General features: G+C 51.4%; 15 protein-coding genes. 10 read left to right on the top strand and 5 right to left on the bottom strand.

Annotated features, from left to right (window positions below; genetic code table 11):
- Positions 1-49: 49 nt before the first annotated feature.
- A complete protein-coding gene (locus tag IEV89_RS06120) occupies positions 50-868 on the bottom strand; it encodes a DUF72 domain-containing protein (RefSeq protein ID WP_188471535.1) in 819 nt (272 codons plus the stop codon).
- Between the two features lie 87 nt (positions 869-955).
- Positions 956-1531 carry a hydrolase gene (locus IEV89_RS06115; protein ID WP_188471533.1) on the bottom strand — a complete coding sequence of 192 codons (576 nt, stop codon included), beginning with the start codon at positions 1529-1531 and terminating at the stop codon, positions 956-958.
- 333 nt (positions 1532-1864) lie between these two features.
- Between IEV89_RS06115 and aspS the strand changes: the two genes are divergently transcribed.
- The 6 genes from aspS to ruvB all read left to right on the top strand — a co-directional run bounded on the left by aspS (position 1865) and on the right by ruvB (position 7255).
- Positions 1865-3673, top strand: coding sequence for an aspartate--tRNA ligase (aspS, locus tag IEV89_RS06110; protein ID WP_188471531.1), 1809 nt, complete (start codon positions 1865-1867; stop codon positions 3671-3673).
- A complete protein-coding gene (gene nudB / locus IEV89_RS06105; protein WP_188471529.1) occupies positions 3673-4119 on the top strand; it encodes a dihydroneopterin triphosphate diphosphatase in 447 nt (148 codons plus the stop codon). The genes aspS and nudB overlap by 1 nt, the downstream gene beginning before the upstream one ends.
- 19 nt (positions 4120-4138) lie before the next feature.
- A complete protein-coding gene (locus IEV89_RS06100) occupies positions 4139-4882 on the top strand; it encodes a YebC/PmpR family DNA-binding transcriptional regulator (protein WP_188471527.1) in 744 nt (247 codons plus the stop codon).
- A gap of 126 nt (positions 4883-5008) precedes the next feature.
- Positions 5009-5530: a crossover junction endodeoxyribonuclease RuvC gene (gene ruvC / locus IEV89_RS06095; RefSeq protein ID WP_188471525.1), complete on the top strand. Its 522-nt coding sequence runs from the start codon at positions 5009-5011 to the stop codon at positions 5528-5530.
- 97 nt (positions 5531-5627) lie between these two features.
- On the top strand, positions 5628-6242 hold the full coding sequence (ruvA, locus tag IEV89_RS06090) for a Holliday junction branch migration protein RuvA (protein WP_188471523.1): 615 nt from the start codon (positions 5628-5630) through the stop codon (positions 6240-6242).
- 8 nt (positions 6243-6250) lie between these two features.
- Positions 6251-7255 (top strand): Holliday junction branch migration DNA helicase RuvB, encoded by a 1005-nt coding sequence (ruvB, locus tag IEV89_RS06085; protein WP_188471520.1) that lies wholly within the window; start codon positions 6251-6253, stop codon positions 7253-7255.
- 92 nt (positions 7256-7347) lie between these two features.
- Here ruvB and znuB read toward each other — a convergent pair whose 3' ends face one another.
- Both znuB and znuC read right to left on the bottom strand, forming a co-directional pair.
- On the bottom strand, positions 7348-8133 hold the full coding sequence (gene znuB / locus IEV89_RS06080) for a zinc ABC transporter permease subunit ZnuB (RefSeq protein ID WP_188471518.1): 786 nt from the start codon (positions 8131-8133) through the stop codon (positions 7348-7350).
- Entirely contained in the window at positions 8130-8888 is a 759-nt protein-coding gene (gene znuC, locus IEV89_RS06075) for a zinc ABC transporter ATP-binding protein ZnuC (protein WP_188471516.1), read from the bottom strand. Before znuC ends, znuB begins: the two co-directional genes overlap by 4 nt.
- Positions 8889-8983: 95 nt before the next feature.
- Between znuC and znuA the strand changes: the two genes are divergently transcribed.
- From znuA to IEV89_RS06055, 4 genes are all read left to right on the top strand, one after another.
- Positions 8984-9928 (top strand): zinc ABC transporter substrate-binding protein ZnuA, encoded by a 945-nt coding sequence (gene znuA / locus IEV89_RS06070; protein ID WP_188471515.1) that lies wholly within the window; start codon positions 8984-8986, stop codon positions 9926-9928.
- Positions 9929-9949: 21 nt separating this feature from the next.
- The gene (mepM, locus tag IEV89_RS06065; protein ID WP_188471513.1) at positions 9950-11281 is read left to right on the top strand and encodes a murein DD-endopeptidase MepM; all 1332 of its coding nucleotides are present in this window, start codon (positions 9950-9952) and stop codon (positions 11279-11281) included.
- 180 nt (positions 11282-11461) lie between these two features.
- Positions 11462-12433: a lauroyl-Kdo(2)-lipid IV(A) myristoyltransferase gene (gene lpxM / locus IEV89_RS06060; RefSeq protein WP_188471511.1), complete on the top strand. Its 972-nt coding sequence runs from the start codon at positions 11462-11464 to the stop codon at positions 12431-12433.
- Positions 12414-12617: a hypothetical protein gene (locus IEV89_RS06055; protein WP_188471509.1), complete on the top strand. Its 204-nt coding sequence runs from the start codon at positions 12414-12416 to the stop codon at positions 12615-12617. Before lpxM ends, IEV89_RS06055 begins: the two co-directional genes overlap by 20 nt.
- Positions 12618-12664: 47 nt before the next feature.
- Here IEV89_RS06055 and pyk read toward each other — a convergent pair whose 3' ends face one another.
- Positions 12665-14107: a pyruvate kinase gene (gene pyk / locus IEV89_RS06050; RefSeq protein ID WP_188471506.1), complete on the bottom strand. Its 1443-nt coding sequence runs from the start codon at positions 14105-14107 to the stop codon at positions 12665-12667.
- Positions 14108-14155 lie beyond the last annotated feature (48 nt).

Genomic DNA, 14155 nt, shown 5'->3' with positions numbered 1-14155 from the left:
GAGATGAGCCGAAAAAACGCATCAAAAAGCTGGAGGTGAAAGAGGTTGCTCAGAAGAGGGAGTCCTGTTCCGGCCAGTCGGGTGCCGGTTGGACGGAGGGTATCTGCTGACATAGTTGCTGCCATAGGCTGCGTGCTTGTTGTGGGGCATCCGTGCAGTCCGGTGTGTGGATAAACAAATAGGGCGATAAGCCCTGAGATTCCCACGCACTGAGTTTCTTGATCCACTGTGCAAACAGAGGACGGTTATCCTCCAATACATCCCCGCCAATAAAACGAACGATAGGACAGGAAGCCGTTGCCAGCGCGTGCAGCGGCAGAACAGGCTTCTTACGCTTGGCTTCGAGCACCGCCTCGGTAACGGATGTCGAACTATGAACCGGACGGCTGTCGAGGATCGCGCGGTTAATGCCCCGCTGATGCAATCCCTGATTGAGCATCCGTTCTTCCTCGCCTTTGGCAAAAAACTGCGGATGTCGTACTTCAACGCCGTAATCAAAGCCAGAAGGCAGCGCATCAAGAAATGGCCATAAGCGTTCCAGATGCTGCGGCGCAAAGGTGGCGGGTAGCTGTAACCACAGCTGTCCGATGCGTTCACCGAGCGGTTCTATCGTGCGGTAAAAGGTGTCGACATCTTCCTGACAGTTAGCCAGCGCGGCTTGGTGGCTAATGGCGGAGGGAAATTTGAAACAGAAGCGGAAAGTCTCAGGCGTCATATCGCGCCAACGCATCACGATGTCCTGTTTGGGAAGGGCATAAAATGTGGTGTTTCCTTCGACACAATTGAAATACCGCGCGTAGTCAGCCAGGTCGCGCAACCCAATACGTGCCCATGCGCTGTGATGCCATTGCGGTAAACCAATATACATGCCGATGATCCTCTTAATGGTGTTCCTATTAATAGAGAAACGCCGCCTCGCGGGCGGCGTCAGGAAACGTTAAAAAGCAGGGTAGCGTTACTCGGACAGAGCGGCAAGCACTTCGGCAGTGGAACGCACACGGCTAATACGTGGAAAAATAAACTGCATACTGGACTGATGATGTTCGTTATTGTGTGCGCTGCATGCATCTTCGGCGATCACCAGCTCATACCCGTGTTCCCAGGCGTTACGTGCAGTAGATTCTACACCGATGTTGGTGGAGATACCTGCCAGCACGATGCTTTTAATGCCGCGGCGGCGCAACTGAAGATCCAAATCTGTCCCATAGAATGCGCCCCACTGGCGTTTCACCACCAGTAAGTCTTTATCCGTTACCGCCAGTTGCTCCGGGAATTCCCACCAGTTGGCAGGTAAACCGCCTTTCGGTGCTGCCGCCGGGATATCAACCGGTTGTTTCAGCGCTTCGTCGAAGGAGTCTGACCAGCCTACGCGGACCATGACGACCGGTGCGCCCAGTTTGCGGAAACGGTTTGCCAGTTCAGTGGCGTTGTCCAGCACCTGCTGCGCAGTGTGCGGGCCGCCCGCGAACGGCAGGATCCCTTTCTGTAAATCGATCAGTACCAGTGCGGTGGTTTTAGGGTCAAGTTTCATGGCGTAGAGCTCCCGGTTATCTCATTAATAGCGAAAGGAATAATGAACAGCGTGTACAAAGGGGAATGCGCGAGTCTATGCTAACGCGTGGGTCAATTTGGGGATAATTTTGTTAAATTATGTGTAGCAGGCAACATGAGTCAATTTCCGCGCCAGCCTTGACGTGTTCGCACTTATCCTGCGAAAGAAATTCCTTTATAATAGCCGCCTTTTTCGACCCGTATAAAACCTATTCCGCGTGCCGCAGTTTTTTGCGAGTGGGCGACCAGAGTGAATAACCGTTTCTGTACCCGAGTGCATAAGACCGGGTAGTGGGATCAAAAGGATACCGTTATGCGTACTGTATATTGTGGAAAGCTGAATGCGTCCAATGTGGGCCAGGAAGTGACATTGTGTGGCTGGGTTAACCGTCGACGCGATTTGGGTGGTCTGATTTTCATCGATATGCGTGACCGCGAAGGCATCGTTCAGGTTTTCTTCGATCCGGATCAGGCTGAAGCCTACAAATTGGCGTCTGAACTGCGCAATGAATTCTGTATTCAGCTGACCGGCACCGTGCGTGCGCGTCCTGAAAGCCAGTTCAATAAAGACATGGCAACCGGTGAAGTGGAAGTGTTCGCAAGCGGCCTGAACATCATCAACCGTTCAGAATCCCTGCCGCTGGACTCCAACCATGTCAACTCTGAAGAAGCGCGTCTGAAATATCGCTATCTGGATCTGCGTCGCCCTGAAATGGCAAACCGCCTGAAAGCGCGCGCAAAAATTACCAGCTTCGTGCGCCGCTTCATGGATGGTCATGACTTCCTCGACATCGAAACCCCGATGTTGACCAAAGCCACGCCGGAAGGTGCGCGTGACTACCTGGTTCCAAGTCGTGTACACAAAGGGAAGTTCTACGCGTTGCCACAGTCACCGCAACTGTTCAAACAGTTGCTGATGATGTCCGGTTTTGATCGTTATTATCAGATCGTCAAATGCTTCCGTGACGAAGATTTACGCGCTGACCGTCAGCCTGAGTTCACCCAGATCGATGTGGAAACCTCTTTCATGAGCGCCGAGCAAGTGCGTGAAGTGATGGAGAAACTGGCCCGCGAACTGTGGCTGGAAATTAAAGGCGTGGATCTGGGAGACTTCCCCATCATGACCTTCGCCGAAGCCATGCGCCGTTACGGTTCAGACAAGCCCGACCTGCGTAACCCGATGGAAATGGTCGATGTGGCAGACCTGATGAAAGACATCGAGTTCAAAGTGTTTGCCGATCCGGCCAACGATCCGAAAGGCCGCGTGGCTGCGCTGCGCGTACCGGGCGGAGCATCCCTGAGCCGTAAGCAGATTGACGAATACGCGAAGTTCATCGAAATTTACGGCGCGAAAGGTCTGGCTTACATCAAAGTGAACGACGTGGCGAAAGGTCTTGAAGGGATCCAAAGCCCGGTGGCTAAGTTCCTGAACACCGATCTGCTGTCTGCTCTGATCGAACGTACTGGCGCACAAGACGGCGACATGATCTTCTTCGGCGCAGCCAGCGCTAAGATTGTAACTGACGCGATTGGCGCACTGCGTCTGAAAGTTGGCCGTGACCTGAAAATCACCCAAGAAGACATGTGGGCACCGCTGTGGGTGATCGACTTCCCAATGTTCGAAGACACCGACGAAGGTGGCCTGAGCGCGATGCACCATCCATTCACCGCACCGAAAGACATGACAGCCGAAGAGCTGGCCGCAAATCCAGTTTCTGCGATCGCCAACGCCTACGACATGGTCATCAACGGTTACGAAGTCGGTGGCGGTTCCGTGCGTATCCACCGCAGCGAAATGCAGCAAACCGTGTTCGGTATTCTGGGAATCAACGAACATGAACAACGCGAGAAGTTTGGTTTCCTGCTTGATGCCCTAAAATACGGTACACCTCCGCATGCGGGTCTGGCGTTTGGCCTTGACCGTCTGGTGATGCTGCTGACCGGTACCGATAATATCCGTGACGTCATTGCCTTCCCGAAAACTACCGCCGCGGCGTGTCTGATGACCGAAGCCCCTAGCTTTGCCAACCCTGCATCGCTGTTGGAACTGGGTATTGCGGTTGTTGCGAAAAAAGACGCAGCCAAAGAAGTGAAGCCGGACACAGATTTAGAGAATATCTAATGAGTTATAAGCGTCCTGAGTCGATACTGTGCGTCATCTACGCCAGCAACACCGGCCGGGTGCTGATGCTTCAACGGCGGGATGACCCGAATTTTTGGCAGTCGGTGACCGGCAGTCTGGAAGGAGAAGAGTCCCCGGAAGACACCGCGCAGCGTGAAGTGATGGAGGAGGTCGGTATTGATATTGCCGGTGAGAATCTGCCGTTACTGAACTGCCTGCGCTGCGTGGAGTTTGAGCTGTTTGCTCATTTGCGTTATCGCTATGCTCCCGGGGTGACCCGTAACAAAGAACATTGGTTCTGCCTGGCACTTCCTGAAGAGCGTGATGTGGAAATCACAGAACATCTCGCCTATCAGTGGCTCGATAAACCCGCCGCGGCGACGTTGACTGTGTCACCGAGTAACCAGCGGGCGATTGAAGAATTTGTAACTATTGAGTCTGATTAGACTAACTGGAGATATTTTTATGGCAGGTCACAGTAAGTGGGCCAACACTAAGCACCGCAAAGCGGCGCAAGATTCAAAACGCGGTAAAATTTTTACTAAGATTATTCGTGAGCTGGTGACTGCTGCAAGACTGGGCGGCGGCGATCCGGGCGCTAATCCACGTCTGCGTGCTGCAATTGACAAAGCGCTTGCCAACAACATGACCCGCGACACCCTTAACCGTGCGGTTGCGCGTGGCGTTGGCGGTGACGATGATACCAACATGGAAACCATCATTTACGAAGGTTATGGTCCTGGTGGTTCAGCCGTTATGGTGGAATGTCTGAGTGATAACCGTAACCGTACCGTGGCGGAAGTGCGTCATGCTTTCAATAAAACCGGCGGTAATCTGGGCACTGACGGCTCGGTTTCTTACTTGTTCACCAAGAAAGGGGTGATCACTTTCGCTCCGGGTCTGGATGAAGACACGGTGATGGAAGCGGCTTTGGAAGCGGGTGCAGACGATATTGTGGCTTATGATGATGGCGTAATAGATGTTTTCACCGCCTGGGAAAACCTGGGTGATGTGAAAGATGCGCTGGAAACTGCAGGCTTCAAAGCCGATTCCGCAGAAGTCACCATGATCCCATCGACCAAGGCCGACATGGATGCAGACACTGCACCAAAGCTATTGCGTCTGATTGACATGTTGGAAGATTGTGATGATGTGCAGGAGGTTTACCATAACGGTGAGATCTCTGACGAAATTGCAGAAACGCTGTAACGCTCTTCTACAGCCGGTGATCGCTTCACCGGCTGGCTACTAATTTACCCTCGCTGCAACTCGAATTATTTTAGGTATATACTCCCCACCATTCAGACAAAACGAAACACAAGGCGTTGATTGGCTATGGCTATAATTCTGGGGATTGACCCCGGTTCGCGTGTTACCGGCTATGGCATTATCCGCCAGACAGGGCGACAGCTGAGTTACCTCGGCAGCGGGTGTATTCGCACGGTCGTGGATGATATGCCGACACGCCTGAAACTGATTTATGCAGGCGTTAGCGAAATAATCACCCAATTTCAGCCTGATTTTTTTGCCATTGAATCGGTTTTTATGGCCAAAAACCCTGACTCAGCACTCAAGCTTGGGCAGGCTCGCGGAGCGGCAATTGTGGCCGCGGTGAATCAGGACTTACCCGTGTTCGAATACGCCGCTCGGCAAGTGAAACAAACAGTGGTGGGCACCGGCGCAGCAGAAAAGTCTCAGGTACAGCATATGGTTCGTTCGTTGCTGAAATTACCGGCTAATCCTCAGTCGGATGCTGCCGATGCGCTGGCAATCGCCATTACGCATTGTCATATGAGCCAGAACGCGATTCGCCTCAGCAGTGACAAATTACAAATGACGCGTGGCAGAATGCGATAGCTGTCTGAAAGCGAATAGGCTGTATATTCATCCAGTTTTTTTTATGGTATAAACAGCGCTGTATTCAGTCAGGTTAAATCAACAGAGGAAGGTGAAAGTGATAGGTCGACTCAGAGGTATTATTCTGGAAAAACAGCCACCGCTGGTGCTGTTGGAAACAAACGGCGTCGGCTACGAAGTACACATGCCGATGACCTGTTTTTATGAATTACCGGATCTGGGTAAAGAAGCTATCGTTTTCACACAGTTCATCGTTCGCGAAGATGCACAGCTATTGTACGGTTTTAACGACAAACAGGAGCGTGCGCTTTTTCGTGAACTGATTAAAGTGAACGGTGTGGGGCCAAAATTGGCTCTGGCGATCCTGTCCGGAATGTCTGCGCAGCAGTTCGTCAGCGCCGTTGAGAAAGAAGAAATAACCACGCTGATTAAATTACCGGGAGTCGGTAAGAAAACCGCAGAGCGGCTGGTGGTCGAAATGAAAGATCGTTTTAAAGGATTAAACGGGGATCTATTCAATAATAGTACTGATATCACACTGCCTGCATCGTCGTTGCAAGTAAAAGAGTCTGATGCAGAAGGCGAAGCCGTTTCAGCACTAATCTCTCTGGGTTACAAACCCCCTGAAGCCAGCCGAATGATCAGTAAAGTTGCCAAACCGGGTGTGGATTGTGAAACGTTGATTAGAGACGCTTTACGCGCGGCTCTGTGAGGTAAGAGATGATAGAAGCAGACCGCCTGATTTCACCGGATGTGATCAACGAAGAAGAGGTTATCGACCGGGCAATACGCCCCAAGATGCTTTCCGAATATGTCGGTCAACCTCATGTTCGCTCGCAGATGGAAATATTTATACAGGCGGCAAAACAGCGTGGTGATGCACTCGATCATCTGCTGATTTTTGGTCCACCTGGCCTTGGTAAAACGACGTTGGCAAATATTGTGGCCAATGAGATGGGTGTGAATTTGCGCACCACGTCGGGCCCTGTGTTGGAAAAGGCCGGCGATCTGGCGGCCATGCTCACTAATCTTGAACCGCATGACGTATTGTTTATCGATGAAATCCACCGTTTATCACCGGTCGTCGAAGAGATTCTATATCCGGCGATGGAAGATTATCAGTTGGATATCATGATTGGCGAAGGTCCGGCAGCACGCTCGATCAAACTTGATCTCCCTCCCTTTACACTGATCGGTGCCACCACCCGCGCCGGTTCTCTGACATCGCCACTGCGTGACCGCTTCGGTATTGTGCAGCGTCTCGAATTTTACCAGGTCGCGGATTTACAGCACATCGTTGGGCGCAGCGCCAACTGTCTGGGCTTGCAGCTTTCAGAAGAGGGTGCACATCAGATAGCCCGTCGCTCGCGGGGGACACCGCGTATTGCCAACCGTTTGTTGCGCCGTGTGCGTGACTTCGCTGAAGTCAAAGGTGACGGTACCATTAATGGCGATACCGCTAACGGTGCGCTTGATATGCTGGATGTCGATGCTGAAGGCTTCGACTATATGGACCGTAAGCTGCTGCTGGCGATTATAGATAAGTTCACCGGTGGCCCGGTCGGTCTCGATAATCTTGCCGCAGCGATTGGCGAAGAGCGCGAAACCATCGAAGATGTCATTGAACCCTTTCTGATCCAGCAAGGCTTTATTCAGCGTACGCCACGTGGACGTATGGCAACCAATCATGCCTATAAGCACTTTGGTATGACGCGTCCTGAATAGCTTAAGAGACTGCTCACCATAAAAAACGGACGCTCAATGTGGCGTCCGTTTTTTATGGTGCTCAACCGGCATAAATATTGATTCAGCCGAGATTAAACCACCTGTTTTTTGGTCAGGCTTAATATAAACATGATCGCTGCACTCAGCACCACTGATGGTCCGGCTGGTGTGTCGTAAAATGCTGAGAAGGTTAACCCGCCGGTAACGGCCAGAATGCCGACGACAATGGCAACCAGGGCCATCTGTTCCGGGGTTTTGGCAAAACGGCGAGCCGTAGCCGCCGGAATAATCAACAGTGACGTGATGATAAGCGCCCCAACAAACTTCATCGCAAGGCCAATAGTCAATGCGGTCACCAGCATCAGGATAATGCGTGTACGTTGGAGGTTTACACCATCAACGTGTGCCAGTTCCGGGCTGATGGTCATCGACAACAACGAACGCCATTGCCAACAAAGTACGGCAATCACTACCGCGACCCCAATGCCAATCATCCAGATATCGTTTAATGTCACTGACAGCAGATCGCCGAACAGATAAGCCATCAGGTCCACACGTACATTCGACATCAGGCTGACCACCACCAGACCCAGCGACAGTGCGCTGTGCGCCATGATGCCGAGCAGGGTATCGACGGCCAGATGTGGCTTGCGTTCAAGCATGACCAGTATGAGGGCCAGTAATAAGGTAACGACGATCACCGCATAAAAGGGATTGATATTTAATAACAGGCCGAAGGCTACGCCGAGTAACGAGGCGTGGGCGAGCGTATCACCGAAATAAGACATGCGTCGCCAGACCACAAACGAACCTAACGGACCTGCCGCCGTTGCCAGCAAAATACCGGCCAGCCAGCCGGGCAGTAATAACTCAATCATGCGTCACGGCCTCCACGATTACGTAAAATCACTTTTCCCTTTAAATCATGACGGTGATTGTGATGATGGCGGTAAATGGCCAGTTGCTCCGCACCGCGGTTGCCAAACATGGCAATAAACTCAGGATGCATCGACACCACTTCAGGTGACCCAGAGCAGCAGATGTGTTCGTTCAGACACAGAACTTCATCCGTTTTTGCCATCACCAGATGGAGATCATGAGACACCATCAACACCGCGCAACCGAGTTCGCAGCGCAAGCTGTCGATCAAGTTATACAGCGCCAGTTGTCCATTGACGTCAACCCCTTGGGTGGGTTCATCGAGGACCAGCAATTGCGGGCTATTCATCAATGCACGGGCCAGCAAAACGCGCTGATTTTCACCACCGGAAAGTTTTTGCATCGGCTGGTCAATCAAATGAGCGGCTTGCACGCGTTTCAGCGCGGGTAAAATATCCTGACGTTGCACGCCGGGTTTCAGGCGCATAAAGCGGCTGACGGTTAATGGCATGGTGGCATCAAGATGTAATTTTTGCGGCACATAGCCGATGCGCAGGCCGGGCTGTCGGGTGAGGGTACCGCTGGTGGGGGAAATGAGGCCAAGCACCACGCGTACCAGCGTGGATTTCCCTGCGCCGTTGGGACCGAGCAAGGTAAGAATTTTTCCGGGTTGCAGCGTTAGTGAAATATCCGACAATACGTGTCGGGAGCCGAAAGTGACCGAGATATTGTCTAGTGTGGCTAAAGTGGGCATGTCAGTGATGTCTTGCAGAACGAATCGAATGTTATAATATTGCGTTTTCGCATAAATAACCAGTTCTCAACCTAATGATGAAGAGTTAACGCCCTATGATACAACACACTAAGACCTTTAACCGGATGTTATTAGCCGCTGCGTTAGTCTCCGGTTGTGCTATCACAACAGCACAGGCGTCAGTGGTCGCCTCCATGCGCCCGCTGGGGTTTATCGCCTCAGCCATTGCTGATGGCGTAACACCGACAGAGATTTTGTTACCTGATGGTGCTTCACCGCATGATTTTGCCCTTCGCCCATCAGATTTACAAAAAATCCGCCGTGCCGATTTAGTGGTGTGGGTCGGCCCGGAGATGGAAGCCTTTATGGCCAAATCCGCTGCGCAGTTGCCGCTAAATCGCCAGGTGGAAATCGCCACGTTAAGCACCGTCAAGCCTCTTCTTCAGAAAGGTGATGAAGATGAGGATGAGCACAAACAGGGTCATGATGAAGCACCGGATCAGCATGCTAATGAGCATCATCACGGTGAATATAATATGCATGTGTGGATGTCGCCTGAGATTGCAAAACAGACTGCGATCGCAATTCATGCAAGATTATTGGAACTTATGCCGCAGAAGAAAGACAAATTAGACGCCAACTTAGAACAGTTTGAAGATAGCTTGACAAAAGTTGACGAAAACCTTGGTAAGATGCTGCAGCCTGTGCAGGGTAAGGGATATTTTGTTTTTCATGACGGCTACGGTTATTTTGAAAAACATTTCGGTCTTTCGCCACTTGGCCACTTTACGGTCAACCCCGAGATCCAACCCGGTGCGCAGCGATTACATTTCATTCGAACTCAGTTGGTTGAGCAGAAAGCAGTTTGTGTTTTTGCTGAGCCACAATTCAGGCCGGCCGTAATTAATTCCGTTGCCCAGGGAACAACAGTGCGTATGGGCACATTGGATCCGCTGGGGAGCGGGATCGCATTGGGTAAGGACAGTTATGTGAACTTCCTGTCACATCTGACTAGCCAGTACGTGAGCTGCCTGAAGTAAGATTAAAAGGACAGTATCAAAGTGCAGTTGATAGCCCGTTCTATCGCTCTGGCGTATAGCAACCTTCCACGGCCCCACCGCGTTTTGCTGGGGTCGCTCACCGTCGTCACTCTTGCCGTGGCTGTCTGGCAACCGTTTGTTTATCATCCAGAATACGATTCTTATGGTGATAAGCCTACCGTTAAACATATTCAGCTCGATAACGCGCAAGTCCGTTCGCTCCTTCCTGAAGCCAGTGAACCTATCGATCAACCCGCGCCTGCTGAAGACATTCCGCAAGACGATCTCGACGAAAAAGTAGGCTCTGAAACCGGCGTACATGAATATGTGGTTTCGAGTGGTGATACGCTGAGCAGTATTCTCAATCAGTATGGTGTTGATATGTCAGAGATCGCGGCGTTGGCGTCAGCCGACAGCGATCTACGTAATCTGAAAATCGGCCAACAACTATCGTGGACCCTCAATGACGATGGTGAGTTACAGCGTATAACCTGGGAGAAATCCCGCCGCGAAACTTATACCTATGATCGTTCCGGCAACGGATTTAAATCCAGCCTGGAAACGATAAAGGGCGAATGGAAAGACAGTGTTCTCAAAGGGCAACTGGACGGTAGTTTTATCACCAGCGCCAGAGCGGCAGGCCTTACCAGCGGCGAAATCAGTTCGGTAGTAAAGGCCTTGCAGTGGCAGCTTGATTTTAAAAAATTGCGTAAAGGTGATGAATTCTCTGTGCTGATGTCACGCGAAATGCTTGATGGTAAAAGTGAACAAAGCCATTTGCAGGGCGTAGGCATACGCAGCGGCGGTAAAGATTATTACGCTATCCGCGCCGAAGACGGAAAATTCTATGATCGTAACGGCAGTGGGCTGGCGCGCGGGTTCCTGCGCTTCCCGACCATCAAACAGTACCGCGTTTCCTCTAATTTCAATCCTCGCCGTCTCAATCCGGTGACTGGCCGCATTGCACCGCACCGTGGGGTCGATTTTGCTGTGCCTGTTGGTACGCCAGTGCTGGCCGTGGGTGATGGTGAAGTGATCGTCGCTAAACATGATGGGGCTGCCGGTAACTATGTGGCAATCCGCCACGGGCGCCAGTACATGACCCGTTATATGCACCTACGTAAAATACTGGTGAAACCGGGTCAGAAGATTAAACGCGGTGATCGTATTGCATTGTCTGGGAATACCGGTCGCTCTACCGGCCCACATCTGCACTTTGAAATATGGATTAACCAGTTAGCGGTCAATCCACTGACGGCCAAACTGCCACGTTCTGAAGGACTCACCGGCAAAGATCGCAGCGCCTACCTCGCGGTCGTTAAGCAGGTTATTCCTCAATTGAAACTCAACTGAGCGGTGGACTCCATAGTTTCCCCATTACGCTAACGGGCAAAAAGGCACTGTGTATTCGTGTCTTTTTGCCCGTTTTTGGTGTTTATCCATTAACACAACATCGTGAGTTTCTTTGCAAATGAGTGCGTTGCATTTATCATTGAACGATTGTTGTCTTAAAATTTGTATTCAGAGCCGTTTATGCAGCCAGAGAAAAAATCGACCGCCGTATTTGTTCCGCAATTTCAGAAAGCCTTTTATTACCCGCGTTATTGGGGAGTGTGGCTGGGCGTGGGCGCTATGGCTGGAATGGCTTATGTTCCCGCAAAAATCCGTGATCCTATTCTTGGCACACTCGGTCGCCTGGCCGGCAAGCTGGCTAAAGGCGCCCGCCGTCGTGCGCTGATCAATCTGCTGTACTGCATGCCCGAAGTGCCAGAGGCCGAACGCGAACATATCATTGATGAAATGTTCGCCACCGCTGCGCAGTCGATGGTGATGATGGCTGAACTGGCTTGCCGAAAACCTGAAAAGGTTCTGAGCCGGGTTCACTGGCATGGTAGAGAAATTATCGACCAGATGCAGGCCGACGGTAAAAATGTCATTTTTCTGGTGCCTCACGGGTGGGCAGTGGATATTCCGGCTATGTTGTTGGCGGCCAGTGGCCAGCCCATTGCCGCGATGTTCCATAATCAGAAGAACCCTTTGACCGACTATTTGTGGAATACCGTTCGTTGCCGCTATGGTGGCCGACTGCATGCCCGTAATGATGGTATTAAACCTTTTATTAGTTCGGTTCGTCAGGGGAACTGGGGATACTATTTACCCGATCAAGATCATGGCGCTGAGCATAGCGAATTTGTTGATTTTTTCGCCACCTATAAAGCCACGTTGCCCGCGCTCGGGCGATTGATGAAAGTCTGTCGTGCTGCGATCGTGCCGATGTTCCCGGTGTATAACGGGCGTGAACATCGTCTGGATATCTATATTCGTGCGCCAATGGATGATTTAGAGAATGCTGATGACCATCAGGTCGCGCGGCGAATGAACGAAGAGGTCGAAATGCTGGTTCGTCCCAATCCTGAGCAGTACACCTGGATCCTTAAATTGCTGAAAACCCGTAAGCCAGGCGAGACTGAGCCCTATTCGCGGGATGAGCTATATCCCAAGTGATTTGGCCAGCGGGCCAAGTCCGTTTTTAAATTCAACTTCAACTTCAACTTCAACTTCAACGTTGTGGGCCTCGGCCCACACTGCCCAAAGGGGCGTTGTTGCTCAGCTCTTTGCAATAGAAGCAGCAGAGAAGGGAGATGAAAAAGAAATAAAAATGCCCGTTCATATGAACGGGCATTTTTAATGCTGGGCAAAAGAAAAATAACGTGCCCATTTTATATCAACATCGGATTAATCAACCCGTAATACGCGGCTGGTATTGGTGGTGCCGATGGTGCTCATGACATCACCTTGCGTCACAATAACCAGATCGCCGGAGAGCAGGTAACCTTTGTCACGCAGTAAAGTAATGGCATCGTGTGCGGCGGCTACACCGTCATTGTTACTGTCAAAGAACACCGGCGTCACACCACGGTAGATAGCGGTGAGGTTTAGTGTATGTTCATGACGGGACATGGCGAAAATCGGTAAACCTGAGCTGATGCGTGACATCATCAAAGCGGTGCGACCCGATTCTGTCATGGCAATAATCGCGGTAACACCTTTTAGGTGGTTGGCGGCATACATAGAAGCCATAGCAATGGCTTCTTCTACGTTGTCGAACTCCACATCCAGTCGGTGTTTTGACACGTTAATACTGGGGATCTTCTCAGCACCCACACAAACACGCGCCATGGCCGCTACGGTTTCAGCCGGGTACTGACCGGCAGCCGTTTCTGCAGAAAGCATGACGGCATCGGTGCCATCAAGGACGGCATTGGCGACGTCCATGACTTCGGCGCGGGTTGGCATCGGGTTGGTGATCATCGATTCCATCATTTGTGTCGCCGTGATAACCGCACGGTTGAGTTGCCGGGCACGACGGATCAGCTTTTTCTGGATCCCGACCAGTTCTGGGTCGCCAATTTCTACACCCAAATCACCGCGGGCTACCATTACCACATCTGAGGCCAGAATAATGTCATCCATGGCTTCGTCTGAGGCGACGGCTTCGGCGCGTTCTACTTTAGAAACGATTTGCGCATTACAGCCTGCATCACGTGCCAGACGGCGGGCATAGTTCAGATCTTCTCCAGTGCGTGGGAAAGAGACAGCCAGATAGTCGACGTCAATTTTAGCTGCAGTGACGATATCCGCTTTGTCTTTTTCGGTCAGCGCTTCTGCAGACAGACCGCCGCCCAACTTGTTGATGCCTTTATTGTTGGACAGCGGGCCACCCACGGTCACTTCGGTAAACACTTTCATGCCCTGAACTTCGAGCACTTTTAGCTGCACGCGGCCGTCATCAAGCAGCAGAATATCGCCAGGCACAACGTCAGCAGGTAAACCTTTATAGTCAATGCCGACCTTTTCTTTATCGCCTTCGCCTTTACCCATGTTGGCATCGAGCAGGAATTTGTCACCGATATTAAGGAAGACTTTGCCTTCTTTAAAGGTTGAAACGCGAATCTTAGGACCCTGTAGGTCACCGAGGATCGCCACGTGGCGGCCAAGACGCGCTGCGATTTCACGCACTTTATTGGCGCGAATGACGTGGTCTTCAGCGGTGCCGTGGGAGAAGTTCATACGAACGACATTGGCGCCGGCAGCAATGACCTTTTCCAGATTATTGTCGCGATCAGTAGCAGGGCCGAGGGTACAAACAATTTTGGTTCTTCTGAGCCTTCTGGACATGTATTACTCCGTTGACTGGTGAACAAGTGTGTTGCAAAAAAAACAGTA

The sequence above is a fragment of the Hafnia psychrotolerans genome, from assembly GCF_014639435.1.
GTDB classification, from domain to species: domain Bacteria; phylum Pseudomonadota; class Gammaproteobacteria; order Enterobacterales; family Enterobacteriaceae; genus Ewingella; species Ewingella psychrotolerans.
This window is presented reverse-complemented; position numbering and strand designations above follow the sequence as displayed.